This is a genomic window from Duganella sp. SG902 (genome assembly GCF_013376005.1).
Taxonomy (GTDB): Bacteria; Pseudomonadota; Gammaproteobacteria; order Burkholderiales; family Burkholderiaceae_D; genus Rugamonas.
In genome coordinates this window covers 162,123-187,117 of record NZ_JABMJK010000007.1, presented here as the reverse complement: position 1 = coordinate 187,117, position 24,995 = coordinate 162,123, and the positions used below count along the sequence as shown (strand labels likewise).

General features: G+C 65.9%; 19 protein-coding genes. 14 read left to right on the top strand and 5 right to left on the bottom strand.

Annotated elements, in window-relative coordinates; genetic code table 11:
* Positions 1–58: 58 nt before the first annotated feature.
* From galB to FHW83_RS17000, 3 genes are all read left to right on the top strand, one after another.
* Positions 59–2,719: a beta-galactosidase GalB gene (gene galB, locus FHW83_RS17010; RefSeq protein ID WP_176647528.1), complete on the top strand. Its 2,661-nt coding sequence runs from the start codon at positions 59–61 to the stop codon at positions 2,717–2,719.
* A gap of 14 nt (positions 2,720–2,733) precedes the next feature.
* Positions 2,734–4,731 carry a glycoside hydrolase 43 family protein gene (locus FHW83_RS17005; RefSeq protein ID WP_176647527.1) on the top strand — a complete coding sequence of 666 codons (1,998 nt, stop codon included), beginning with the start codon at positions 2,734–2,736 and terminating at the stop codon, positions 4,729–4,731.
* Positions 4,732–4,793: 62 nt separating this feature from the next.
* A complete protein-coding gene (locus FHW83_RS17000; RefSeq protein WP_176647526.1) occupies positions 4,794–5,453 on the top strand; it encodes a DUF2459 domain-containing protein in 660 nt (219 codons plus the stop codon).
* On the opposite strand, the gene FHW83_RS16995 is transcribed toward FHW83_RS17000, so the two are convergent.
* Entirely contained in the window at positions 5,450–5,728 is a 279-nt protein-coding gene (locus FHW83_RS16995; RefSeq protein ID WP_218106323.1) for a DUF6447 family protein, read from the bottom strand. The genes FHW83_RS17000 and FHW83_RS16995 overlap by 4 nt on opposite strands.
* A 77-nt stretch (positions 5,729–5,805) precedes the next feature.
* Positions 5,806–6,912: an S-(hydroxymethyl)glutathione dehydrogenase/class III alcohol dehydrogenase gene (locus FHW83_RS16990; RefSeq protein WP_176647525.1), complete on the bottom strand. Its 1,107-nt coding sequence runs from the start codon at positions 6,910–6,912 to the stop codon at positions 5,806–5,808.
* Positions 6,913–7,045: 133 nt separating this feature from the next.
* Here FHW83_RS16990 and FHW83_RS16985 point away from each other — a divergent pair, with 133 nt between their 5' ends.
* Positions 7,046–8,023: a GlxA family transcriptional regulator gene (locus FHW83_RS16985; protein ID WP_176647524.1), complete on the top strand. Its 978-nt coding sequence runs from the start codon at positions 7,046–7,048 to the stop codon at positions 8,021–8,023.
* Between the two features lie 276 nt (positions 8,024–8,299).
* Positions 8,300–8,854 carry a hypothetical protein gene (locus tag FHW83_RS16980; protein ID WP_176647523.1) on the top strand — a complete coding sequence of 185 codons (555 nt, stop codon included), beginning with the start codon at positions 8,300–8,302 and terminating at the stop codon, positions 8,852–8,854.
* 31 nt (positions 8,855–8,885) lie between these two features.
* Here FHW83_RS16980 and FHW83_RS16975 read toward each other — a convergent pair whose 3' ends face one another.
* On the bottom strand, positions 8,886–9,962 hold the full coding sequence (locus FHW83_RS16975; protein WP_229224229.1) for a LacI family DNA-binding transcriptional regulator: 1,077 nt from the start codon (positions 9,960–9,962) through the stop codon (positions 8,886–8,888).
* A gap of 222 nt (positions 9,963–10,184) precedes the next feature.
* Between FHW83_RS16975 and kduI the strand changes: the two genes are divergently transcribed.
* From kduI to FHW83_RS16930, 9 genes are all read left to right on the top strand, one after another.
* Entirely contained in the window at positions 10,185–11,033 is an 849-nt protein-coding gene (kduI, locus tag FHW83_RS16970; RefSeq protein WP_176647522.1) for a 5-dehydro-4-deoxy-D-glucuronate isomerase, read from the top strand.
* Between the two features lie 9 nt (positions 11,034–11,042).
* Positions 11,043–11,807 carry a 2-dehydro-3-deoxy-D-gluconate 5-dehydrogenase KduD gene (kduD, locus tag FHW83_RS16965; protein WP_176647521.1) on the top strand — a complete coding sequence of 255 codons (765 nt, stop codon included), beginning with the start codon at positions 11,043–11,045 and terminating at the stop codon, positions 11,805–11,807.
* Positions 11,808–11,873: 66 nt separating this feature from the next.
* On the top strand, positions 11,874–12,956 hold the full coding sequence (locus FHW83_RS16960; protein WP_176647520.1) for a hypothetical protein: 1,083 nt from the start codon (positions 11,874–11,876) through the stop codon (positions 12,954–12,956).
* A complete protein-coding gene (locus FHW83_RS16955) occupies positions 12,953–14,152 on the top strand; it encodes an AGE family epimerase/isomerase (protein WP_176647519.1) in 1,200 nt (399 codons plus the stop codon). The genes FHW83_RS16960 and FHW83_RS16955 overlap by 4 nt, the downstream gene beginning before the upstream one ends.
* Positions 14,149–15,099: a carbohydrate kinase gene (locus tag FHW83_RS16950; protein ID WP_176647518.1), complete on the top strand. Its 951-nt coding sequence runs from the start codon at positions 14,149–14,151 to the stop codon at positions 15,097–15,099. Before FHW83_RS16955 ends, FHW83_RS16950 begins: the two co-directional genes overlap by 4 nt.
* Positions 15,087–16,988 carry a glycoside hydrolase family 97 protein gene (locus FHW83_RS16945; RefSeq protein ID WP_176647517.1) on the top strand — a complete coding sequence of 634 codons (1,902 nt, stop codon included), beginning with the start codon at positions 15,087–15,089 and terminating at the stop codon, positions 16,986–16,988. Before FHW83_RS16950 ends, FHW83_RS16945 begins: the two co-directional genes overlap by 13 nt.
* A gap of 44 nt (positions 16,989–17,032) precedes the next feature.
* Complete coding sequence (locus FHW83_RS16940) at positions 17,033–18,268, top strand: oligosaccharide MFS transporter (RefSeq protein ID WP_176647516.1); 1,236 nt, start codon at positions 17,033–17,035, stop codon at positions 18,266–18,268.
* 9 nt (positions 18,269–18,277) lie between these two features.
* Complete coding sequence (locus tag FHW83_RS16935) at positions 18,278–19,480, top strand: glycoside hydrolase family 88 protein (protein ID WP_176647515.1); 1,203 nt, start codon at positions 18,278–18,280, stop codon at positions 19,478–19,480.
* Positions 19,477–21,114 carry a glycoside hydrolase 43 family protein gene (locus FHW83_RS16930; protein ID WP_176647514.1) on the top strand — a complete coding sequence of 546 codons (1,638 nt, stop codon included), beginning with the start codon at positions 19,477–19,479 and terminating at the stop codon, positions 21,112–21,114. Before FHW83_RS16935 ends, FHW83_RS16930 begins: the two co-directional genes overlap by 4 nt.
* Here FHW83_RS16930 and FHW83_RS16925 read toward each other — a convergent pair.
* Positions 21,111–21,920, bottom strand: a complete 810-nt coding sequence (locus FHW83_RS16925) for a hypothetical protein (protein WP_176647513.1) — start codon at positions 21,918–21,920, stop codon at positions 21,111–21,113. The genes FHW83_RS16930 and FHW83_RS16925 overlap by 4 nt on opposite strands.
* 69 nt (positions 21,921–21,989) lie before the next feature.
* On the bottom strand, positions 21,990–24,941 hold the full coding sequence (locus tag FHW83_RS16920; RefSeq protein WP_176647512.1) for a TonB-dependent receptor: 2,952 nt from the start codon (positions 24,939–24,941) through the stop codon (positions 21,990–21,992).
* Between the last annotated feature and the right edge of the window lie 54 nt (positions 24,942–24,995).

The window sequence follows — 24,995 nt, the reverse complement described above, 5'->3', positions numbered from 1 at the left end:
TTCTAACTGACAAACCAAAATGGTTGCGCTATCATTATTCGAATTAAAAGGAGACATTATGCATCGCTTGATTGGCGCCGGCCTGCTGGGCCTGGCTCTGCTGCCCCTCTCTGCGCTGGCGGAACGCCAGTCCCTCAACGAAGGCTGGCGCTTCCAGCGCGGCGACCCGGAGGGCTATGCCGCGCTGCTGCAATATGACGTGCGACCCGAAATCCGCCAAAGCGCCGACGGCAAGGTGGCCGACGCCCGTCCCGACGAGGCGGAAAAACTCCAGCGTCCCGCCGATGGTCTGCTGAAGCCATGGATACTCCCGAGCGGCAACGCCTTCGTGGCGGATCCGGCCCGGCGCGCGCAACGCCCGTCCACCGATCCCGCCGTGGCGCCGCCGCTGCTGCGCGCGGACTTCGACGACCGCACCTGGCGCGCCGTCACGCTGCCGCATGACTGGGCCATCGAAGGCCCCTTCCTCGCCACCGGCCCGTACGGCGGCATGGGACGGCTGACCACCTGGGGGCCGGTCTGGTATCGCAAAAAACTCGACATTCCCGCGCGCGACAAGGGCAAGTCCATCTTCCTCGACATCGACGGCGCCATGTCGCACGCCAGCGTATGGCTCAACGGCCGGCTGGTGGGCGGCTGGCCTTACGGCTACAACTCGTTCCGGCTCGATCTGACGCCTTACCTTGCGCCGGGTGGCAGCAACCAGTTGGCGATACGGCTCGATAATCCGGCCGAATCGGCGCGCTGGTATCCGGGCGCCGGCTTATACCGCAATGTGTGGCTGAGCGTGAACGATCCGGTGCACGTCGCCCACTGGGGCACGGTGGTGCGCACGCCGGAGGTCTCGCGCGAGGCGGCCAAGGTGGAACTGGCCGTCACCGTCGACAACGACGGCAAGGAGGCGGCCGCGCTGGAGGTCCGCACGCAGCTCTACCTGCTGAACGAAGATGGCAAGCGCACCGGCGCCGCCGTCGCCACCCTGCCCGCGCAACGCGTCACCGTGGCGGCACGCGGCAGCGCCACCGTCAACGCGGACACGCGCATCGCGCAGCCACGCCTGTGGGGACCGCTGCCGCGGCAACGCCCGCACCGCTACGTCGCCGTGACCACGGTGAGCCGCGACGGCAAGGCCGTGGACACGTACGAAACACCGTTCGGGATCCGCTCGCTGCGCTTCGATCCGGACCACGGCCTGTTCGTCAACGGCGAAAAGATCATGATCAACGGCGTCAATAACCACCACGACCTGGGCGCGCTGGGCGCGGCCTTCAATGTGCGCGCCGCCGAACGCCAGCTGCAGATGCTGCAGGAAATGGGCGCCAACGCCGTGCGCATGAGCCACAATCCGCCCGCGCCGGAGCTGCTGGAACTGACCGACCGCATGGGCATCCTGGTGATGGACGAAGTCTTCGATTCGTGGGAGCGCAAGAAAACCCCGCTCGACTTCCATCTGATCTTCCCCGACTGGCACGAGCAGGATCTGCGCGCCATGCTGCGGCGCGACCGCAACCACCCGTCCATCATCATGTGGAGCGTGGGGAACGAGGTGGGCGAACAATACACCGGCGAGGCCGGCGCGGCGATCGGCACCAGGCTGGTGAACATCGCGCGCGAGGAAGACCCGACACGGCCCATCACCGGCGCCATGAACTACGCCAAGCCTGACATGGCCTTGCCGGCGACGGTGGACGTCATCAGCCTGAATTACCAGGGCGCGGGCATCCGCAGCCTGCCCGGCCAGTTCCCGGGATTCCACCAGAAATTCCCCGACAAGATGATCATGTCGAGCGAAAGCGCTTCGGCCTTGAGCAGCCGTGGCGAGTACCAGTTCCCGGTGCCCGGCGTGAACAGCGCGCCGGTACGTCCTGGCGTCGGCGGCGATCCGAAACGCCAGCAAGTCAGCGCCTACGAATTGTTCGCCGCCGATTTCGGCAGCTCGGCCGACCGCTCGTGGGCGGCGCAGGACCAGAATCCCTACGTGGCCGGCGAATTCGTGTGGACCGGCTGGGATTACCTGGGCGAGCCGACACCCTACTACGGCGCGCGCAGCTCCTACTCCGGTATCATCGACCTAGCGGGCTTCCCGAAAGACCGCTACTACCTGTACCAGTCGCGCTGGCGCCCGGACCTGCCGCTGGCGCATCTGCTGCCGCATTGGACCTGGCCAGAGCGCGTGGGCGAAGTCACACCCGTGCATCTGTTCACCTCCGGCGACGAGGCCGAGCTGTTCGTCAACGGCAAATCGCAGGGCCGCCGCAAGAAGGCGCCGTACGAATACCGTCTGCGCTGGGATTACGTGGTCTACGAACCGGGCGAGATCAGCGTGATCGCCTACAAGGACGGCAAGGAATGGGCGCGCTCCTCGGTGAAAACGGCGCAGGCGCCAGCCGCCTTGCAGGCCAGCGCCGACCGCGGTACCATCGCCGCCGATGGCCGCGACCTGTCCTTCATCACGGTGCGCGTGACGGACGCCAACGGCGTGACCGCGCCGCGCGCCGACCAGCGCATCCGCTTCACGGTGGAAGGCCCGGGTGAACTGGTGGCGACCGACAACGGCGATCCAACCAACCTGGAATCCTTCAAGTCGCCGGAGCGTGCCGCCTTCAACGGCCTGGCGCTCGCCATCGTGCGCGCCAGGCCGGGACAGCGCGGCGCGATCACGGTGCGGGCCACGGCCGAAGGACTGCGGCCCGCCACCGTCACGCTGCAGGGCCGTTAGAACGAGGAGAAGCCATGAAACCAGCCGTATTGTTCGCCTTGCTTGCCGCCTTGTCGTGCGCTCCCGCCCAGGCCCAGCTCACCACCACCTGGACCCCGGACAACGGCAACGGCACATTCACCAACCCAGTGTTCTACGACGAGTTCTCCGATCCGGACGTGATCCGCGTAAACGACTGGTTCTACCTCACCGGCACCACCATGCACGCCATGCCCGGCCTGCCGGTGCTGCGCTCCAAGGATCTGGTCAACTGGGAGTTCCTCAGCTACGCCGCCGAGCGCCTCGACTTCGGCCCGGCCTACCGACTGGAGGGCGGCAAGAATATCTACGGCCAGGGCATCTGGGCGCCCAGCCTGCGCTACCGCAACGGCGTGTTCTACATCTTCACCAACGTCAATGGGCGCGGCACGCAGATTTATTCCGCCATCAATCCGCGCGGGCCGTGGACGCATTGGGAGATGAAGCGCAGCCTGCACGACCTGTCGGTGCTGTTCGACGATGACGGCAAGGCCTACGCGGTCTGGGGTCACCAGGACATGCACATCGCCCAGCTGACCGACGACTTGCTGGACCTGGTGCCGGGCACGGAGAAGGTGTTATTCGCCAAGACCGACGGCATGGGCGAAGGCGCGCACTTCTACAAAATCGGCGGCAAGTACTACATCCTGAGCGCGAATTACGCCGGCGGCTTCCGCATGCCGGCCGCGCGCGCCGACGATGTCTACGGCCCGTATGAAGTCAATCAGGCGATCAGCAAGGATGAAGGATTCGGCATGGTGACCGGCTACCGCCTGCGCAACAAACAGTATCCGTTTGAAGTGACGCCGCCCAATCCCGCCTCGCGCGACGGCACCGCCATGCACCAAGGCGGCATCGTGCTGACCGAGGCCGGCGAATGGTGGGGCTTCTCGATGATGGACTATAACTCGGTCGGCCGCCTGCTCAGCCTCGCGCCCATCACCTGGAAGGATGGCTGGCCGTACTTCGGCCTGCCCGGCAATCTGGGACGCAATCCGCGTACCTGGGTCAAGCCGCGCACGGCGGAACGGCAGCGTGTCAAAGTGCCGTTCGAACGCAATGACGACTTCTCCGACCCGGCGCTCAAGCCGCTGTGGCAATGGAACCATGTGCCGGTGGAGGACCGCTGGTCGCTCAGCGAGCGTCCCGGCTTCCTGCGCCTGCGCTCCATGCCGGCCACCTCGTTCTGGGACGCGCGCAACACGCTGACGCAGCGCGCCATCGGCCCGGTGTCGACGCCGACCGTGGCGCTGGACGTGGCCGGGCTGCTGGACAACGACGTCGCCGGTCTCGCGCTGCTCAACCTGCCCTACGCCACGCTGGGCGTGGAGCGCAAGGACAGCAAGCTGTCACTGGCCCTGTTCGACCAGGCCCGCAACCAGACCGTGCGCGTCCCGATCCGCGCCACCCGCCTGTGGCTGCGCGCCGAGTGCGACTTCCTGAAGGAGAAAGCGCGCTTCAGCTATTCGACCGATGGCCAGAACTTCCAGCCCATCGGCGCCGAGTTCACCATGATCTTCCAGCTCACCACCTTCCAGGGCGTGCGCTACGCGCTGTTCAACTACAACACCGGCAACCAGAACGGCGGCGCGGCGGACTTCGACAGCGTCGAGATCAGCCAGCCCCACCCGCGCGGCCTGATGCGCCCGATCCCGTACGAGCGCGCGATCCAGCTGAAAGCGGCCAGCGGCCGCGCGGCCGCCCAGCCGCTCAACTTCACCGTGCGCGACCTCGGCCTGGGCCGGGTGGCGCTGCAGGCGGGCGACAGTTACCTCAGCATCGGCCTCGATGGTGGCGCCACGCTACAGGTCGCCCGTCCCGGCATCGCCCAGGCGTTCCAATGGATGGAAACGCCCACCGGGGAACTGCTGCTGATGTCGCTGCAGACCAATTTCTACCTGCGCATCCATCCGCAGACCGGGGCGCTGGTGGCGGACAGCCCCGGCCCCATCCCGGACGGCAGCGACGGCGTGCGCTTCCGCTGGAGCGAATGACGGGAGCCCGGCGCCTCGCCTGGCCTGTAGAATGGCGGGCTTTAGCGTATCCGCGAATTCAGATGAAAGCCATCCTCCAGCAGCTGCTTGCCTACACTTTGTTGATCCTTCTGACGGGTTGCGCGGGCGTGCCGCAGCGTTCGGAGCTGCCTACGCAGGCCACGCCGCACACCGTTTATGTGGTGCAGTACGGCTGGCATACCGCCCTGATGTTTGACGGCCCGTCCATCCTTGCCCGCAGCGGCAGGCTGGGCGGCGACCTGGGCGGGCACAAATATGTGCTGGTCGGCTGGGGCGATGGCGAGTATTTTGTGATGGAGCACCCGCCGCTGTCGAAGGCGGTCAAGGCGCTGGTGGCGTCCGACTACCCGGCCATGCAGGTCGGCGGGCGCGACACCAATCCGCCGCTGGGCGCGCAGGCGAGCGACGTCGTCGCGCTGTCGCTGACGGAGCGCGGGTTTCAGCAACTGGTGGAATACATCGACCGCAGCATCGCCATCGCTCCCGATGGCAAGCCCGTCAACCTGAGCCAGCAGCCGGGCAATCCGGACCACTTCTATCAGGCGACCGGCAGCTACAGCCTGTTCAACAACTGCAATTCCTGGGTGGTGACCGCGCTGCGGAAGGCTGAAATGCCGGTCTCCGGCTTGAACCTGACGGCGCGCGCCGTCTTCGAGCAGGCGCGCCGCATCTCCGAGCTGCAGCGGCAGCCCGCCGCTTAGGCGGCGGCGTCGGCCGACGCGGCCTTGGCTTTGCGCGGCGCGCGTGGTTTTTTCGGCTTGTCCGCCGGGGCGGCCTTGTCCTTGCCCTTCACCGCCTCGATCAGCGCCGCCACATAGGCATTGCGCGCGGTCTGGGCGATGGCGATTTGCTGCTGCAGGCGCGCCAGCTCCGCATCCACCACCTGTACGTTAGCCGCCTGGGCTTTCGCTGCTTCGCTCAGGTTTTCCGATGCATAAGAGGTTCCATTGATCGTGACGTATTGTGGCAGACTCATTATTTTCCTTGTTCGAATAGGGGCGTAGAAAACCCGACGGCCGTAATTGTATGCCTTGACCGCCGGACTCGCAACGCCTAGTACAGCACCACCGAACGGATGGATTCGCCCCGCTTCATCAGGTCGAAGCCCTGGTTGATGTCTTCCAGCTTCAGGCGATGGGTGATCAGGTCGTCGATATTCAGCTTGCCCTCCATGTACCAGTCGACGATCTTCGGCACGTCGGTGCGGCCGCGCGCGCCGCCAAAGGCCGAGCCCTTCCACTCGCGCCCGGTCACCAGCTGGAATGGACGGGTCGAGATTTCCTGGCCGGCCGCCGCCACGCCGATGATGAAGGACTGGCCCCAGCCCTTGTGGGTGCACTCCAGCGCCTGGCGCATCAGCGTGGTGTTGCCGACGCACTCGAAGCTGTAGTCGGCGCCGCCGTCGGTCAATTGCACGATGGCGTCCACCACGTTCTCCACCTCGTTCGGGTTGATGAAGTGGGTCATGCCGAACTTGCGGCCGATGTCCTGGCGCGCCGGGTTGATGTCGATGCCGATGATCTTGTCGGCGCCCACCATCTTGGCTGCCTGGATCACGTTCAGGCCGATGCCGCCCAGGCCGAACACCGCCACATTGGCGCCCGCCTCCACCTTGGCCGAGAACAACACGGCGCCCACGCCGGTGGTCACACCGCAGCCGATGTAGCAGACTTTGTCGAACGGCGCGTCGGAACGGATCTTCGCCAGCGCGATTTCCGGCACCACGATGTAGTTCGAGAAGGTGGACGTGCCCATGTAGTGGAACAGCGGCTTGCCGTCCAGCGAGAAGCGGCTGGTGGCGTCCGGCATCAGGCCTTTACCCTGCGTGGCGCGGATGGCCTGGCACAGATTGGTTTTCTTCGACAGGCAGAATTTGCACTGGCGGCATTCCGGCGTGTACAGCGGGATCACGTGATCGTCCTTCTTCAGCGTGGTCACGCCGGGGCCGACGTCGACCACCACACCCGCGCCCTCGTGGCCCAGGATGGCCGGGAACAGGCCCTCCGGATCGGCGCCGGACAGGGTGTAGTAATCGGTATGGCAAATGCCGGTGGCTTTGAGCTCGACCAGCACCTCGCCCGCGCGCGGGCCATGCAGGTCGACTTCCTCGATGGTCAGCGGCGCGCCGGCGCGCCAGGCAACTGCGGCTTTGGTTTTCATGGTGTGCGGTTCCAGTGGCGATGAAAGCCGCCATTGTGGCCGCCCGCGCGCGCCGCGTGTCCCCGCCCGGCCGAGAATGGCTGGAATTGATACAATAATGGCCGGATTTTTCTTTGCCCTGCCCGCGCACCTCATGAAAACAGTCGATATCGTGGTCTATCCCGGCTTCAAAGCGATGGAAGCGATCGGCCCGATGTCGGTGTTCGAATACGCCAACCTGCACCTGCGGCGGCGCGGCCAGGATGGCGGCTACGATGTGCGCATCGCCTCCCACAAGACCGGTCCGGTGCGCTCGGATACGCTGATGTCGCTGGACGCCACCAAGGCGCTCAGCACGCTGGCCCTGCCCGACAACGCCATCATCGTCGGTGCGCGCCACATCCAGGATGCCTTGACCGACAGCGCCGCCATCACCGATTGGGTGGCGGCGGTGGCCGCGCGCATTGAACGCCTGACCGCGCTGTGCTCGGGCGCATTCTTCCTGGCCGCCGCCGGCGTGCTCGATGGCAAGCGCGCCACCACGCACTGGAGCGTGGCCGAGCGCCTGCAAGCCGCATACCCGGCGATCGACGTCGACGCCGACGCCATCTTCGTCCGTTGCGGCAACGTCTGGACCTCGGCCGGGGTCACGGCCGGCATCGATCTCGCGCTGGCGCTGGTGGAGGAAGACTACGGCCGCGACCTGGCGCTGGAAGTGGCGACCGAAATGGTGGTCTTCCTCAAGCGGCCGGGCGGCCAATCGCAGTTCAGCGCGCATCTGCTGAGCGAGCGCACCACCCGCCCCAACATCCGCACGCTGCAAAACTGGATACTCGATAACCTGCACGAACGCCTGACGGTCGCGCAACTGGCACAAAAAGCCATGATGAGCGAGCGCCACTTCACCCGCGTGTTCCAGCAGGAAGTGGGCCTGAGCACGCAGGAATTCATCGAACAATGCCGCTTCGAACGCGGCACAGGCCTGCTGGCCGATCTGGCGCTGCCATTGAAAACCGTGGCCGCGCGCGCCGGTTTCAGCGACGAGGCCCACATGCGCCGTGTCTTCATGAAAAAACTGGGCATCACGCCCAAGCTGTACCGCGAGCGCTTCGCCACCACCGGCGTTGATTAAAAAAAATGCCGAGTGGCCCGTCGGCCGCCTCGGCTTAACCACATGGAATGAGGACTCCATACGGGAGACTGTTACCGACGCCAGATGCGCCACTGGAGTAAACACATTGTTATCGATAACCGAGACAAGTTTAGCACAACCGCGCGAGGTGTCAACCAATTCTTGTTATCGATAACCAACTCAGCTTGATTGAGGGGCGATTTACGTTTCGTTACTTCCAGCTCAGGACAAAACCGTAGCATTACACGACATTCTTCTTGAGCTATTGAACTGACCATGCGAATTATTCCTGCTTTTATATTATTTGCCGTTATTAATACCTCCTTTGCAGAGGACATTAACCCCGATGATTCCGCCATTTATCAGGCCGCACTTAAAACCATCCTGAACCACGAGCAACCGGCACATTTCGCGGTATGGAGCCAGACGATCAACGCCGCAACCATACTCACGCCGAGGGTACCGCGCCACGCACCTGAGAATCAGTTTGTAGACGCTTTACATGGGCTGCCACCAGCTCTTCAAAAACAACTGCTGACCGAGCAGCGTGCGCCTTTGCTGAAATTCGATTCGGCGGTGGCGTTTCTCGACCAAGAGGCATTGCTGAAAGCGGCCCCCGATCTGGTGGCGGTGGGATTTTCAAAAATCGTCTACGACAGGCAGCACAATGCCCTGTTATATGCCGAGGTATGCCTGGGGAAGAATGAGGCCGTGTGCGGTGGGGAGGGATATTGGTTCGTACAGTCCGGGGGGGCGTGGAAATTGAAACAGCATGCTTATCTCTTCGGCGGCTCCACACCGCCGTTTTGGCGTCTTGGCCTTGCCAACTAATGCCGGCACTTAGCGTCCCGGCACTTCATTCCTACTCACTGGCCGCGGTGGATTCGCGCACTTCCAGCCGGTAAGGCATCAGCTGGTGCTTGGGCGGCACGTCGTGACCGGCGCGGCGCTCCTTGACGTGATCGATGACCAGCTCCACCGCCGCCCTGCCCATCTCGGCGATCGGCTGGTGGATGGTGGTCAGCTCCGGCCAGACCGTGACCGCCACCGGCGTATCATCGAAGCCGGCGATGGCCACGTCTTCCGGCACCTGCAGATGCAGGCCGTGCGCGACGGCGATGGCGGCGGCGGCCATGTCGTCGTTGCTGGCGAAGATGGCGCTCGGACGCGTGTTCTGGCTCAGCAGCTCGCGCGCCGCCAGCAAGCCGGAACGGTAGGTGAACATGCCCTGCGCGATGCGCTCGGCCGGCACCTGCAGGCCCGCCTCGCGCATGGTGTCGATGAAGGCCTGGTAGCGCAGCTGCGCCGGCGTGTGCTCGGGGTCGCCCTTGATGAAGGCGATGTCGGTGTGCCCTTCCGACAGGAGATACTTGGTCATGGCACGCGCACCGTCATAGTCGTCGATGCGCACGGCCGAGGCCTGCGGCGACGGCTTGGCGGTGGCCACCGCCACCGTCGGCATGCCGATCTCCTTCAGGTGCTTGAGCGCGGAGCGCGAATCGCACAGCGGCGGCGGCACCAGGATGCCGTCCGCGCCAACGCTGATCAGTCGCTCGATCGCCTTGCGCTGGGATTTCAGGTCGGCGCAATGCTCCAGGATCAATTCGGCGCCGCTGCGGTTGCACTGGCCCATGGCGCCCACCAGAAAGGCGCTCAGGAAGGCGGCGCTCGGATTGCTGTACAGCAGGCCGACGCGCAGCGTGCCGACGCGGGCGGCGCGCGCGGCCACGTTGACCTTGTAGCCAAGTTCGTCGATGGCGCGCATCACCTTCTCGCGCGTTTTGTCGCTGACGTGGGCGTTGCCGTTGATGACGCGCGACACCGTCATCCCCGACACCTTGGCGCGCTCGGCGACGTCGTACAGGGTGACGTTGGACGCCGGACGCATTGGCTCGTCCGTCGCGTCCTTGCTATCCTTGTTGTTCGTGGCACGTGGCATTGTTAAGCTCTCCAATGGCTATGTTTACTAGGAAACACGCCATGTTATCGATCAAATTTTTTGCCATCCTACCCTAGATAGCGCCACTCGGCAAAAAAACCTGAAGTTTTCCTACATCTTTACCTACGGGCCACACAACAGCATCCCGGCACAATCTGCCCTTTGCTTTTAGCGAAATAGTTCTGCTAGAATGTGATCGATAACAAATCACGGAGACGCCCCATGTTCGACAAGACTTACTACGCCACCCATCCCGACATGATGGCGCAGGCCAGCAACGACGACCTGCGCGAGCGCTACCTGGTCAGCGGCCTGTTCCAACCGGAGCGTATTTCGCTCAACTACAGCCACGACGAGCGTTTCATCATCGGCGGCGCCCTGCCCTTGGCACAAACGCTGGCCCTGCCGCCGCAGCCGGCCACGCCGGGCAACGGCGCCGTGCCCTTCCTGACGCGGCGGGAACTGGGCGTCATCAACGTCGGCGCCGGGAGCGGCCGCGTGACGGTGGACGGCGTCGCCACCGAGCTGGCGCCGCGCGACGGCCTGTACATCCCCATGGGCAGCGCCAGCGTGGAGTTCAGCTCGGACGACGCCGGCAACCCGGCGCGCTTCTACCTGGCCTCGACCCCGGCCCACGCCCGCTATGAACTGAAGAAAATCACCCACGCCACCGCCGTTCCGCTGGAGCGCGGCAGCCTGGAAACGTCCAACGCCCGCACCATCTACCAATATGTGATTCCCGGCGTGTGCCAGTCGGCCCAGTTGCTGCTCGGCCTGACCGAGCTGAAAACCGGCAGCGTCTGGAACACCATGCCGCCCCACGTGCACGAGCGCCGTTCGGAGGTCTATTTCTACTTCAACGTCGCCAAGGATCAGCGCATCTTCCATTTCATGGGCCAGCCTGATTCTTCGCGCCACATAGTTATCGATAACGAGGAAGCCGTGCTGTCGCCGCCATGGTCGATCCACATGGGTTCGGGCACCGCCAACTACGCCTTCATCTGGGCCATGGGCGGCGAAAACCTCGACTACACCGACATGAACGTGCTGGATATCTGCCAGCTTAAATAAGAGAACCCCATGCACAATCTGTTTGACCTGAACGGGCGCGCCGCGCTCGTCACCGGCGCCAATACCGGTCTGGGCCAGGCGATCGCCATCGCGCTGGCCGAGGCCGGCGCAGACATCGTGGCGGCCGGCCGCAGCGACGCCGCCGAGACCGCCGCCCGCGTGCGCGCCGCCGGCCGCCGCTTCCATTTCGTGCCAACGGACCTGTCGCGGAAACCGCAGCAGGCCCAGCTGGCCGGCGTGGTGGAGCAGGCTTTGGACGCCTTCGGCCGGCTCGACATCCTGGTGAACAACGCCGGCATCATCCGCCGCGCCAACGCCATCGACGTCACCGAGGAGGACTGGGACGCGGTGCTGGACACCAACCTGAAATCGCTGTTCTTCCTGTCGCAGGCGGCCGCGCGCCACATGCTGGCCCAGGGCGGCGGCAAGATCATCAACGTGGCATCGCTGCTGTCCTTCCAGGGCGGCATCCGCGTGCCGGCCTATGCGGCCAGCAAGAGCGGCGTGGCCGGGCTGACGCACGCGCTGGCCAACGAATGGGCGGCGCGCGGCATCAACGTCAACGCCATCGCGCCAGGCTATTTCGCCACCAACAACACGGCCGCCCTACGCGCCGATCCCGCGCGCGAACCGCAAATCCTGGCGCGCATCCCGGCCGGGCGCTGGGGCCGTCCCGAGGATCTGGCCGGCGCGGCGGTGTTCCTGGCCGGCGCGGCCAGCGATTACGTGCACGGCGTGGTGCTGCCGGTGGATGGCGGGTGGCTGGCACGATGAGCGCCAGCTTCCGCCATAAGGCCACCGAACAACCGGCGCCCCGGCAGGCCATGGAGGATGGGTCCCATGTCCGCCGCTGAGTTCAAGCCGCCGCTGGCGCCGCAAATGTGGCGGCTGGAGTGGCAATTCGGCAGCGCCGAGGTGCAAGCGCTGGGCGCGATGCTGGGACCGCTGCACTTCCGCCTCGACGCCGAGCGCGACCTGCAGGTCATGCACGTCGCGCCCTGGGCCGGCACCACCAATTCGCTCAGCCTGCCCGGCGTGCTGCGGCGCATGCGCGGCGAATGGCCGTGCGTGCCGTTCGGCCGCACCGACCTGCCGGCCGACCTGCCGCCCGACTGGACCGCCTTCGCGCCGGAGGACAGCTGGCCGCACGGCTACAGTTCCAACCACCGCTGGCATTGCGAGCATGCCGACAGCGAGCGGGTCTGCCTGGCCATCGACTATCCGGACGATTCGCCGGTGGCGCGCATCGAACGCCACGTCCGGGTGGTCCCCGACGCGCCCGCGCTGGACATGGAACTGGTGATCTGGCCGCGCCGCAGCCTGCGCCTCCCGGCCGGCCTGCATCCAACCTTCCGCCTGCCGTATCCGAGCGGCCGTGTCAAGCTGGAGCTGGGCCGGCACGCCGGCATCTTCAGCTACCCCAGCGGCAGCGCCGGCGCCATCAGCCGCCTGCTGCCCGACACCCGCTCGGAGCGGCTCGACGCGCTGGCCGGCATCCACGGCCCGCTCGACCTCAGCCACCTGCCCCTGCGCGAGGACGGCGAGGAGCTGCTGCAGGTGCGGGCTTTGCAGGCGGGTGATCATGCCGCGCCGTTCAGCCTGAACTACCTCGACTACGACGCCCGCGTCGGCATGTGGTGGGACACGCGCCAGTTCCCCGACCTGATGCTCTGGCTCAGCAACCGCGGCCGGCCGGAATTCCCCTGGCAAGGCCGCCACGTGGCGCTGGGGGCGGAGCCGGTCAACAGCGTGTTCGACCTGAGCCGGGTCGCCCGCCCGCCGCGACAACATCCGCTGGCCGACCGGCTGGGCATCAGCCTGCATGCCGGCCAGCCATGGCGCACCCAATACCGCATTGCCGCCTGGAGCGGCGCCTTGCCAGCCCGCCTGGCGCCACCTTTGACAGACTGGAGTCCGACATGACGCCGCAATTCCGTTCCCCCGAAGCGCTGCAACAGCACATCCAGGAAACCATGCGTTTCTACCACCCGCGCTGCATCGACCCCAGCGGCGGCTTCCATCATTTCTTCAAGGACGACGGCACGGTCTACGACCACGCCACGCGCCACCTCGTGAGCAGCACCCGCTTCGTGTTCAACTACGCGATGGCGCACCGCCACTTTCCCAGCGACGAGTATCTGAGCGCGGTGCGCCACGGCGTCGCCTTCCTGCGCGACGTGCACCGCGATCCGGTCACCGGCGGCTACGCCTGGCAACTGCGCTGGGACGGCCGGCGCAAGACGGTGGAGGATGGCGAGAACCACTGCTACGGCCTGGCCTTCGTGCTGCTGGCCTATTCGCAGGCGCTGGCCGCCGGCGTCGAAGAGGCGCGTGAGTGGATGGCCGAGGTCTACCAGCTGATGGAACAGCACTTCTGGGAAGAACAGCACGGCCTGTACGCCGACCAGGCCCTGGCCGACTGGAGCGTGGTGCTGCCCTACCGCGGCCAGAACGCCAATATGCACGCCTGCGAGGCGCTGATCACCGCCTATGAAGCTAGCGGCGAGCGCCGCTACCTGCTGCGCGCCGAAAAGGTGGCGCGCAACATCACCCAGCGCCAGGCCGCGCCGGCCGGCGGCCGCATATGGGAACACTACGACGCCAACTGGCAAATCGACTGGGACTATAACCGCGACGACAAGACCAACATCTTCCGTCCATGGGGCTTTCAGCCGGGCCACTTCACCGAATGGGCCAAGCTGCTCCTGCTGCTGGAGCGCCATCTGCCGGCCGACTGGCTGCTGCCGCGCGCCATCGCCCTGTTCGACGATGCCATCGACCACGCATGGGACAACCAGCACGGCGGCATGGTGTACGGCTTCGGTCCGGACAACAGCATCTGCGACGGCGACAAATATTTCTGGGTGCAGGCCGAATCGCTGGCGGCCGCCGCCGTGCTGGCGGTGCGCACCGGCCAGGAGCGCTTCTGGGATGAGTACGACCGCCTGTGGCGCTACAGCTGGACCCATATGATCGATCACCGCCATGGCGCCTGGTACCGCATCCTGAGCCGCGACAACCGCAAGCTCAGCGACGAGAAAAGCCCGGCCGGCAAGACCGACTACCACACCATGGGCGCCTGCTACGAGGTGTTGCGCGCCCTGGGGAGCGAGGCATGAACACCCTGCCCCTGTTCGTCTCGGCCGGCGAAGCCCTCACCGACCTGGTGCGCACCGGCGCCAATCAATGGACCAGCATGACCGGCGGCGCCGGCCTCAACGTCGCGCGCGCGATGGCGCGCCTGGACGTGCCGAGCGCCTTCGCCGGCGCCATTTCGAACGACGTGTTCGGCCTGGCATTGCAAGCCAGCGCGCAGGAGGCCGGCCTCGACCCGCGCTTCCTGCAACTGAACGACCGCCCGCCGCTGCTGGCCGTGGTGCACGAGACCGCCCCGCCAGACTACTTCTTTATCGGTGAAAACAGCGCCGACCAGCAGTTCGCGCCATGGAACCTGCCCACCGGCTGGGAGCGCGAAGCGCGCTGGGTGCATTTTGGCGGCATCAGCCTGGCGCGGCCGCCGCTGGCCGACCGTTTGCTGTCGTTGGCGTGCAGCCTGAAGTCCGCCGGCGTCAAGATCAGCTATGATCCCAATTTCCGCAAGCTGATGGATGAGCGCTACGATCCGATGCTGCGCAGAATGGCGGTGCTGGCCGATGTCATCAAGGTCTCGGACGAAGACCTGGTCGGCCTGTTCCGTACCGACGACATGCGCCGTGGCCTCGCCAGCCTGCGCGCGCTCAACCCGGAGGCCAGTATTTTGCTGACACGCGGCGCCGAAGGCGCGGAATTTCACACCGGCCAGCAGGCCTGGCAAGCCAGGCCGCCAACCATCACCGTGGCCGACACCATCGGCGCCGGCGACGCCAGCATCTGCGCGCTGCTGTACAGCCTGATGCTCGAGCCGCAAGCCACCGGCGCGCGCCATTTGCGCTGCGCGGTGGCCGCCGGCGCCGCCGCTTGCCTGCGGGCCGGCGCCAATCCGCCCACCTTGGCACAAATCGAGGCGCTGGCGCCGTCGGTCCACGTCACCACCTTTGCCGGAGAAAACACCCCATGCGTCGCCTGATCGCGGTAGTCATCCTGTTGGCTTGCGGGCTGGCGCAAGCCGCCGGCCTGGAAGAGCGCCTCACTTCGCCGGACGGCAAGATCATCCTGACGGTGCAACAGAAAACCGACCAGGCCGGCAAGCGGGCCCTGTACTACAGCGTGCGCTACGGCGACCAGACCGTGATCCGCGAATCGCTGCTGGAACTGCGGCTGGACAACCATCTGTCCGAGAGCGCCATGGCGCTGCCCATCGACCGCCGCGCGCGCTGGTTCGAAAACCTGGCCGTGACCGGCGTGCGCCGCACCAGCCATGACAGCAGTTGGACACCCGTCACCGGCGAAACCGCCGGTGTCCGCGACCACTACCAGGCCATGGCCATCGACCTGGTCAAGGACGACAACCCGGTTTACAAACTGTCGCTGGAGGCGCGCGCCTACAACGAAGGCGTGGCGCTGCGCTTCGCCTTCCCGGAAAACGAAAAAGGCAGCTACTACCGCGTGATTGGCGAGGACACCGAATTCGCCCTGCCGGCCGGCACCAAGGCCTGGTATCACGGCTGGGCGCAGGCGCCCTACAAGCTGCTGCCGCTGCGCGACTGGCCCGACCAGTCCGAACGCCCGCTGACGCTGGAGCTGCCCAACGGCCTGTACGTGGCCCTGCTGGAGGCGCAGATGGTCGACTATGCGCGCACCAAGTTCAAGCTCAGCGCCGACAAGCCGGACACGCTGGTCACCGCCATGCACGACGCGGCCGACCTGATCTCGCCCTTCGCCACGCCGTGGCGCGGCATCATGATCGCGCGCAGCCCCGGCCAACTGGTGGAGAACAATGCCTTCATCCTCAACCTGAACCAGCCCGCCGCGCTGGCCGACACCGCATGGATCAAACCCGGCAAGATCATGCGCGTGATGACCCAGACCACGGCCGCCGCCAAGGCCAATATCGACTTCGCCGCCCGCCACAAGCTGGAATACATCCTGTTCGACTGGAAGTGGTACGGCCCGGCCTTCTCCTTCGAATCGGACGCGACCAAGGTCGCCATCCCGGATTTCGACCTGCCGTCCATCATCGCCTACGCCAAGGAGCGCGGCATCGGCGTCTGGCTGTACGTCAACCAGCAGGCGCTGCTGACGCAGTCCGACACGCTGTTCCAGACCTACCGCGACTGGGGCGTCAAGGGCGTCAAGTTCGGCTTCGTGCAGGTCGGCTCGCACCGCTGGACCACCTGGATCGAGAAAGCCATCCGCCAGGCCGCCGCCGCCGGGATCATGGTCAACATCCACGACGACTGGCGCCCGACCGGCGAGCAGCGCACCTGGCCCAACCTGCTGACCTCGGAAGGCATCCGCGGCAACGAGGAGATGCCGGACGCCACCCACAACACCGTGCTGCCGTTCACGCGCTACCTGGCCGGCGCGGCCGACTACACCATTTGCTACTACGATCCGCGCATCAAGACCACCCATGCCCACCAGCTGGCGCTGGCCGTGGTGTATTACAGCCCGCTGCAAACGCTGTACTGGTACGACAAGCCGGAAATGTCGCGCGACGAGCCGGAACTGGCGTTCTGGGACCGCGTGCCCACCGTCTGGGATGAGACCCGGGTGCTGGACGGCGCGCCGGGCCGCAACGTCACCATCGCGCGCCGCAGCGGCAAGGAATGGTATGTCGGCGCCATCACCAACAACGAGGCGCGCACGGTCCAGCTGAAACTGGACTTCCTGCCGGGCGGCCAGCGCTACGAGGCCACCATCTACGCCGACGACGCCAGCGCCCCGACCCGCACCAAGGTCGGCATCCGTCGCCAGGCGGTGGACGCCAGCACCGTGCTGACGCTGGCCATGCCGGCGTCCGGCGGCCAGGCCCTGTGGCTGCGGCCACTTGACAGCCAGGCCCAAGCGCGCTAGGTTATCGATAACAACTATAAAGACAATCCGGAGACACTCCTGTCATGACCAGCAAGCAGTCGCATTTCCGCTTCCTGTGCACGTTTGTGTACGTCTATTTCTTCGCCCAGGCCATGAGCATGTCGCTGCTGGCCCTGTGGCTGCGCTCCACGCTGCAGTTGTCGGGCACGGAGACGGGCATCGTATTTTCCGCCAACTTCATCGCCGCCATGTGCTCGCAGCCGGTGTATGGCTACCTGTCGGACAAGGTCGGCATGCGCAAGCACGTGCTGTGGGCGGTCGGCGTCATGTGCATGCTGTCCGGCCTGTTCCTGGTGTACGTCTACGGCCCGCTGCTCAAGTCGCACATCCTGGCCGGCGCGGCGCTGGGAGGCATCTACCTCGGCATCACCTTCATCGCCGGCAGCTATGCGATCGAATCCTATGTCGACCGCATCGGCCGCGCCTACGGCTTCGAATACAGCCGGGTAAGGCTGTGGGGCTCGCTGGGTTTCGCCAGCGCCGCCTTCATGACCGGCCGCCTGTACAACGTCGACCCGCACATCAACTTCATGCTGGCCTCCATGGCCGGCCTGCTGCTGGTGCTGATGCTGGCGTTCTGGCGCCTGCCCGCGCATGACACCGTGGCCGCCGCCGGCGCCCAGCTGCGCCTGGCCGACGCCTGGGCCCTGCTGCGCGACAAGGCGTTCTGGCGCTTCATGGTGTTCATCCTGAGCGTGACCAACCTGTATCTGGTGTACGACCAGCAGTTCCCCAGCTATTTCGCCTCGCAGTTCCCGGACAAGGCCACCGGCGCCGCCATGTTCGGCTACCTGAACTCGCTGCAGATCTTCGTCGAGGCGGCCGGCCTGTTCGTCTCGCCCCTGCTGGTGCGCCGCATCGGCGCCAAGTACGGCTTGCTGCTGGCCGGCACCATCATGATCTTCCGCATCGCCGGTTCCGGTCTGGCGGTCGGACCGATCTCGATTTCGGCCATGAAGATGCTGCACTCGATCGAACTGCCGATTCTAGTGGTGTCGGTGTTCCGCTACATTGCCCATCACTTCGACAACCGCCTGGCCTCCACCGTCTACATGGTCGGCGTCAGCTTCGGCCACTCGCTGGGCCTGGCCCTGCTGTCGCCCGTGGTCGGCAAGGCCTACGACCTGATCGGCTTCAACCACACTTACCTGCTGCTGGCCGCCATCGGCGCGGTGTTCCTGGTGCTGTCGGCGTTCGCGCTGTCACCCACGCCGCCCGAAGTCGCCGCCGGCAAAGACGCGGCCCTCGCAACCAACTAAGGATCACTCATGCAAGCAGCACTACACCCGGCATGCCCGGAACCTTTGCAAACCGCGCGCCTGCCGCAGGCGTGGCGCGACCTGCCATCGCGCGCGCGGCTGGACCAGGCCATAGGCGACGCGCTGGCGGCGGTGGAGCGCAACGCCGCGCATTTCGGCGCGCAGTTCCCCAAGCCTTCCAGCACCGCCGGCATCTACCCGGCCATGGACAACACGGAATGGACCAACGGCTTCTGGACCGGCATGCTGTGGCTGGCCTATGAGCTGAGCGGCAAGCCGGAATTCCGCGACGTGGCGGAAACCCACGTCGCCAGCTTCGATCAGCGCCAGCGCGAGCGCATCGCCACCAACCACCACGACCTTGGCTTCCTGTACAGCCTGTCCTGCGTGGCGGGCTACAAGCTGACCGGCAGCGAGCAGGCGCGCGGCGCTGCGCTGGGCGCGGCCGAACTGCTGCTGGAACGCTATTACCCGAACGCCGGCATCATCCAGGCCTGGGGCGACCTGAACGACCCGGCCCAGCGCGGCCGCATGATCATCGACTGCAACCTCAATCTGCCGCTGCTGTACTGGGCCAGCGAGACCAGCGGCGACCTGCGCTTCCGCGACGCCGCCAACCGCCACATCGAACAGGCCGCGCGCCACATCGTGCGCGCCGACGGTTCCACCTACCACACCTTCTTCTTCGACGCCGACAACGGCCAGCCGCGCGAGGGCAAGACCCACCAGGGCTACAGCGACGACTCGTGCTGGGCGCGCGGCCAGGCCTGGGGCATAGCCGGCTTCCCGCTGGTGGCGCGCCACAACGGCGACACCCGCCTGCTGGAACTCGGCAAGGTGCTGGCCAATTACTACCTGAACCGCCTGCCGGCGGACGGCATCTGCTACTGGGACCTGATCTTCACCGGCGGCCCGGAGGAGCGCGACAGCTCGGCGGCGGCGGTGGCCGCCTGCGGCCTGCTGGAACTGGCCAGCCGCCTGCCGCTGCTCGATCCGCTGCGCGCGCAGTATGAACGGGCCGCCGCCGGCATGGTCATCACCCTGTCCGAACATTACTTCAACCACGATGGCGCGCCCGGCGCCGGCCTGCTGCGCCACGCCGTGTACCACAAGCCGAACCGCATCGGCGTCGACGAATCGTGCATCTGGGGTGACTACTTCTATCTGGAAGCACTGACGCGCCTGAGCCGCATCTGGGAGCCCTACTGGTGAAACATCTGCCCCTGACCGCCGCGCTGGCCGCAGCCCTGCTGTGCCATGCCGCCCAGGCGCAATCGCCGCCGCCCGCCAACGCGCCCTGGATCGCCGATCTGGGCGACGGCCGCTATCGCAATCCGGTGCTGCACGCCGACTACGCCGATCCGGACGCCATCCGCGTGGGCGACCGTTTCTACATGACGTCGTCCAGCTTTTCCAACACGCCCGGCCTGCCTCTGCTGGAATCGCAGGACCTGGTCAACTGGACGCTGGTCGGCCACGCCCTGCCCGCGCTGACGCCGGCCGCCACCTTCGCCAAGCCGCAATACGGCAAGGGCGTGTGGGCGCCCGCGCTGCGCCATCACAATGGCCGCTTCTACATCTTCTATCCCGATCCGGATTTCGGCATCTACGTGATCGAGGCCGAGAATTTCCGCGGCCCGTGGAGCGCACCGCGCCTGCTGCTTGCCGGCCGTGGCCTGATCGATCCGGCGCCGCTGTGGGATGACGACGGCCAGGCCTACCTGCTGCACGCCTGGGCCTTCAGTCGCGCCGGCAAGAACAACGTGGTGACGCTGCGCCGCATGGACGCCGGCGCCACCAAAATGCTGGACGATAAAGGCCGCGACATCATCAACGGCGCCGACTATCCGGGCTATCACACGGTCGAAGGCCCGAAGATCTACAAGGCCAACGGCTACTACTACGTGTTCGCGCCGGCCGGCGGCGTGGAGCAAGGCTGGCAAGCCGTGTTCCGTTCGCGCTCGTTGACCGGCCCTTACGAAGTGCGCAATGTGATGGACCAGGGCGACACGCCGGTCAACGGCCCGCACCAGGGCGCGTGGGTCGATGCGCCCGACGGCGGCAACTGGTTCCTGCACTTCCAGGACAAGGGCGCCTACGGCCGCGTCACCCACCTGCAGCCGATGCAATGGAAAGACGGCTGGCCGCTGATCGGCCAGCCGGGCCGCAAGCCGGGCACCGGTGAGCCGGTGATCACGCACGCCAAGCCGGTGCAAGGCAAGCCGCTGGCCGCGCCGCCGACCAGCGACGATTTCAGCGCGCCGCAACTGGGCCTGCAATGGCAATGGGGCGCCAACGCGCGGCCGGAATGGTATTCGCTGTCGGCCAGGCCGGGCACGCTGCGCCTCTACACCCAGGCGGTGGAGGACGCCGACGATTACGTGCGCGCCTCGCCGGCCATCCTGACGCAAAAGGCGCCGGCCTCTCGCTTCCTGGTCACCACGCGCGTGAAGCTGGAACAGGCGCGCGACGGCGACCGCGCCGGATTGATCGTCAACGGCATGCAGTACGCGTGGCTGGGCCTGCGCCGCAAGGATAAGCTCAACGAACTGGTGATGACGGTATGCGGTCCGTTCGGCCCGCGCTGCAAGGAGCAATCGACGGTGGTGCTGGCCGATGCCCCGGCCGAGCTGACGCTGCGCGCGCACATGAACGAGGGCGCCTTCGTCAACTTCTCCTACAGCGTGGATGGCTTGACTTTCAAGCCCGCCAGCGGCCCCTTCCCCGTCACGCGAGGCACCTGGGTGGGCGCGCAGGTCGGCTTGTTCAGCATAGGCAAACAAGCCGGTTCCTGGCTGGACGTGGAGCACTTCGATCTGGGTGCTCCCGGCGCCGGTCCGTATTAAACCAGCAGCAGGCCTTGCAGCGACGAGATGCGCTGCGGGGCCGACCAACTGTCCACCAGTTGGCCATCCTTATCGAATTGCAGCAGCTGCGCGCCTTTGTGGCCGTTTTCCGGGCCGTGCCCCTGCCAGTTCGCCACCAGCAATTGACCGTCCGGCGTGAAGGCGTAGGTGGCGTAGAAGAATGGCGCCACCGCCTGCGGCACCTCGCCGGCCGCGCCGAAACGCCGCGCCAGCCTGCCCTCCCCGTCAAACACCGCCATGAAGGCGCCATAGCCGGCCGAGACGATGGTCGAGCCATCGGCCATGCGCTCGGCCTTCCACGCGTGCTCGAAGCCCGGCGCGCTGAAACGGCGCAGCTCCACCAGTTCCGGCGTGGTCTCCTTGATGTGATCGTTGGTGCACAGCAGATAAGTGCCCTGCGGCGTCACGCGCATCAGGCGCACGTAGTCGCCCTCGCGGTAGGCCGTGTGCAGCAGCTCGCCGTTCGGCGACAGCGTCAGCACGTTGACGCCGTTGCGGCCGTCCAGGTTCATGCCGGTGACCAGCGTGTTGCCATCCGCGCGGCGGTGCGCGGCCGTTACATCCTTCCACCGGCGGCAGTCGGCCAGCACGCGGCCGGTGCGCCACTCCAGCTCGAAGTAGCCGTGATCGTAGCCGACCAGCACGCGCTCCTCGTCCAGCCGCTGCATGTCGCGCGCCAGCGGGTAGTCCTTCAGGTCCAGCGTCCAGATAAAGTCCTGGGTGGCGGTGTCGATCAGGTGCAGTCGCTGCAAGCCTTCGTCAATGCCAAGAAAGCGTCGTTTCATTTTCTCTTTCACTCATAAAAAAACCGCAATCCAGGCGGCTCGCCCGGATTGCGGCCGTGGCGGCAAGTCTTACTTGCCGAACTTGTAGCGCAGGCCCACGGCGAAGGTGCGGCCGTTCAGGTAGTGCTGGCGCTCGACACCGGTGGCATACGCGCCCGGCTCGCCCACATAACGGTCCAGGCCCTTGTTGGTGAGGTTGGACAGGTTGACGCTCAGGGTCAGGTTGCTCATGATGTCGTAATTGAGCGAGGCGTCCACGATGCCGTAGGAACGGATGTAGCGGCCATCGATCGGATTCGGCGACACGCCGAACAGCACCTGATCCGAGCGCCAGGTGTAGACCAGGCGCGCCGAGAAACCCTTGGCCTCATACATGCCGGCCACGGTGTAGCTGTTCTTCGACACCATCGGTTGCTGGCTGTCGATCACGCGCGGCGCGGTCACGCTGCCGATGTTGATCGGGTTCGAGGTGTCGACGTAGGTGTACGAGGCCGAGCCGCCGAAGTTCTGCAGCCAGCCCGCGTCCTTGTCGAAGAAGTACTGGCCCGCCACTTCCACGCCGCGCGCGTAGCCATCCTGCGCGTTGACCGACTTGGTGATCTGGTACTGGCCAACCGGGCAGCTATTGGCGATGTTGCCGTTATAGGCCGGCACTTGCGCCACCGTCTGGCACTCCACGATACCGCTCAGGAAGCCCTTGATCTGTTTGTCGAACACGCCGGCCGAAACGTAGTTGGTGGCGTTGAAGTAGCGCTCCAGCGACAGGTCGAAGCTGTTGGCCAGTTGCGGACGCAGGTCCGGATTGCCCACCGAGCCGGTGCCGTTGACGGTGTTGACCGTGATCGACGGATTCAGCGAGGCGATGTCCGGACGGGTCAGGCCGCGACCGTAGCCGAAGCGCGCCAGGAAGTCCTTCTGGATGTTGTAGGTCAGGTTAAAGGTCGGCAGCGCGTTGGTGTACGAGATCGACTTGAAGTTATCGGCGATCACCGTGGTGCCGCTGGTGGTGTTGGCCACGCGCGCGGTCAGGTCGGTGTTGGTGCGCACCAGGCGCACGCCGACATTGCCGCGCAGGCGCTCGTCCTCGGTGGCGAACTCGCCCACCAGGTAGCCGGCCAGCGTGTGTTCGCTGAACACGCGGCGCGCCAGCGCGTTTTCCGGATAGCTGCCCTCGGCCGGGATGCCGGCGTTCGGGAAGGAGGTCATGATGCGGTTGCCGTCCAGCGCGGTCGGTGCGACCACCAGGAAGCCGCCGGCATAACCGGCGTCGCCATTCATGAAGTTGGTCGGGGCGGTTTCGAGCAGGCCGGTCATGGTGCCGGCGCTGATGCCGTTGGACCGGTTGGGCGCCAGCGCCTTGCCGTCGCTGGTCAATGGCTTGCCGCTGAAGCTGAAGTTGGTGAACAGGCTCTTTTGGTGTGCGGCGCGCGCGCCGAACTTGATCTTGGAGATGAAGCCGCTGTCAGGCGAATACGCCGCGTCGAACTTGGCCGCGTAGCCATTGTCGTCCCACTTCTGGTAGGTGCCGTTGCTGTAGTCGCGGAACACGAAGTTGTTCGGGTCGGACAGGCTTGGGCCGGTGAAGGTCAGCTGGTGCGGCGCGCCATCGGCCACGCGGTTGGTGCTCCAGTACAGGCCGTTGGCCGAATCCATGTTGACCGAGCGGTTATCCTGCTTCTGGTCCGCCTTGATGTAGGAAAGGTCGGCCTTGAGCGACCATGCCGCGGTCGGGCTCCACTCCACGCCGCCGGCCGCGATCCAGGTGGTGTAAGGGCGATGTTCCTCGCCGCCGACGGTGTTGATGGTCGAGTTAAGGAAGGTGCCGCCGCGCAGGCGCTGGTTGACCAGCACATCGTCGGAGCCGCCGTTCAGGTTGCGGTTGGCCATGCCTTCGGTGAACGCGAACGGCGTGGTTTGCAGGTTCTGCACGTTGCCGCCGTCGATGGAATTCAGGCCGCGGTAGTTCTGGTAGTACTGGTAGTAGGTGTACTCGCCCTCGGTGTAGAAGCGCAGCGTGTTGCTGTGGCGGTAGTCGGCCGCCAGGCTCAGGCCCTTGCGGGTGCGGTAGATGGTTTCCTGGAAGACGTTGCTGGTCAGGCCCGGCGCCACCATCACGTTGGCGGCCTGCTCGGCGGTCAGGCCGCTCAGGTTGGGCGTGTTGGCGCCACCGGTGGCCACGGTCGGCACACCGGTCAGGTAGGACACGTCGCTGCGGCCGACGTAGGCCGCCATCGGCTGGTTGGGGGCGTTGGAGGTGTTGGCCGCAGCCAGGGTGGCGTATTCGGCGCTGTCGCCGCGAATCGCGCGCTTGAAGTTGGCGCCGCCGTTGGCCGGGTTGTTGTCGGAACGGCCGGTGCTCTTCTGATACACGCCGGCCGCCATCACGCCGATGCGCGAGCCGCCGCCCAGGTCGAACTTGTTGGCGATCAGGCCGAACAGCTCGGGGTCGGTCTTCTTGGCCATGTCGTTCTGGCGCGCGTTGACGCTCAGCGTGGCGGTCAGTTCCTTGAAGTCGCTCGGCTTGCGGGTGCGGATGTTGACCAGGCCGCCGATGGCGCCCTCGATGTGTTCGGCGGACGGGTTCTTGAACACGTCGATGCCGGCCACCATGCCGGGAATCGCGCCTTCGATATTGTATTCGCGCGCGCCGGCGGTGAAGTACGAACGGCCGTTCACTTGCGACGCGGTCTGGCCGGACAAGCCGCGGATGGTCAGGCCCGAGCCCTGGCCCACCGGCGAGGCGCCCTCGCCACCGTAGCGGTAGCCTTGCACGCCCGGCACACGGGTCAGGGTTTCCGCGACGTTCATGTCGGGCAGCTTGCCGATGTCTTCGGCGGAAATCGAATCCACCACCTCCATCGTGTCGCGTTTGATCGCCACCGCCGAGCTGGCGCTGGCGCGGAGGCCGCTCACCACCACGGTGGTGCCGGCTTCTTCCTTGGCTGGGGTTTGTGCGTAAGCCTGGCTGACAGCCAGGGCCATGACGGTGAGTTGCACGGTGTTGAACAGGGCCTTGCGCATGACTTCATCTCCTCTTTTCTTCTAATAATAACTGCTGGGGTGTACTAGTTATCG

Coding starts and splice junctions, on each gene's coding strand:
- FHW83_RS17000 (WP_176647526.1), top strand. CDS start 4,794: ATGAAAGCCATCCTCCAGCAGCTGCTTGCCTACACTTTGTTGATCCTT.
- kduI (WP_176647522.1), top strand. CDS start 10,185: ATGTTCGACAAGACTTACTACGCCACCCATCCCGACATGATGGCGCAG.
- FHW83_RS16990 (WP_176647525.1), bottom strand. CDS start 6,912: ATGAAAACCAAAGCCGCAGTTGCCTGGCGCGCCGGCGCGCCGCTGACC.
- FHW83_RS16945 (WP_176647517.1), top strand. CDS start 15,087: ATGCGTCGCCTGATCGCGGTAGTCATCCTGTTGGCTTGCGGGCTGGCG.
- FHW83_RS16995 (WP_218106323.1), bottom strand. CDS start 5,728: ATGAGTCTGCCACAATACGTCACGATCAATGGAACCTCTTATGCATCG.
- FHW83_RS17005 (WP_176647527.1), top strand. CDS start 2,734: ATGAAACCAGCCGTATTGTTCGCCTTGCTTGCCGCCTTGTCGTGCGCT.
- FHW83_RS16975 (WP_229224229.1), bottom strand. CDS start 9,962: ATGCCACGTGCCACGAACAACAAGGATAGCAAGGACGCGACGGACGAG.
- FHW83_RS16940 (WP_176647516.1), top strand. CDS start 17,033: ATGACCAGCAAGCAGTCGCATTTCCGCTTCCTGTGCACGTTTGTGTAC.
- FHW83_RS16925 (WP_176647513.1), bottom strand. CDS start 21,920: ATGAAACGACGCTTTCTTGGCATTGACGAAGGCTTGCAGCGACTGCAC.
- FHW83_RS16985 (WP_176647524.1), top strand. CDS start 7,046: ATGAAAACAGTCGATATCGTGGTCTATCCCGGCTTCAAAGCGATGGAA.
- galB (WP_176647528.1), top strand. CDS start 59: ATGCATCGCTTGATTGGCGCCGGCCTGCTGGGCCTGGCTCTGCTGCCC.
- FHW83_RS16980 (WP_176647523.1), top strand. CDS start 8,300: ATGCGAATTATTCCTGCTTTTATATTATTTGCCGTTATTAATACCTCC.
- FHW83_RS16920 (WP_176647512.1), bottom strand. CDS start 24,941: ATGCGCAAGGCCCTGTTCAACACCGTGCAACTCACCGTCATGGCCCTG.
- FHW83_RS16950 (WP_176647518.1), top strand. CDS start 14,149: ATGAACACCCTGCCCCTGTTCGTCTCGGCCGGCGAAGCCCTCACCGAC.
- FHW83_RS16935 (WP_176647515.1), top strand. CDS start 18,278: ATGCAAGCAGCACTACACCCGGCATGCCCGGAACCTTTGCAAACCGCG.
- FHW83_RS16955 (WP_176647519.1), top strand. CDS start 12,953: ATGACGCCGCAATTCCGTTCCCCCGAAGCGCTGCAACAGCACATCCAG.
- kduD (WP_176647521.1), top strand. CDS start 11,043: ATGCACAATCTGTTTGACCTGAACGGGCGCGCCGCGCTCGTCACCGGC.
- FHW83_RS16960 (WP_176647520.1), top strand. CDS start 11,874: ATGTCCGCCGCTGAGTTCAAGCCGCCGCTGGCGCCGCAAATGTGGCGG.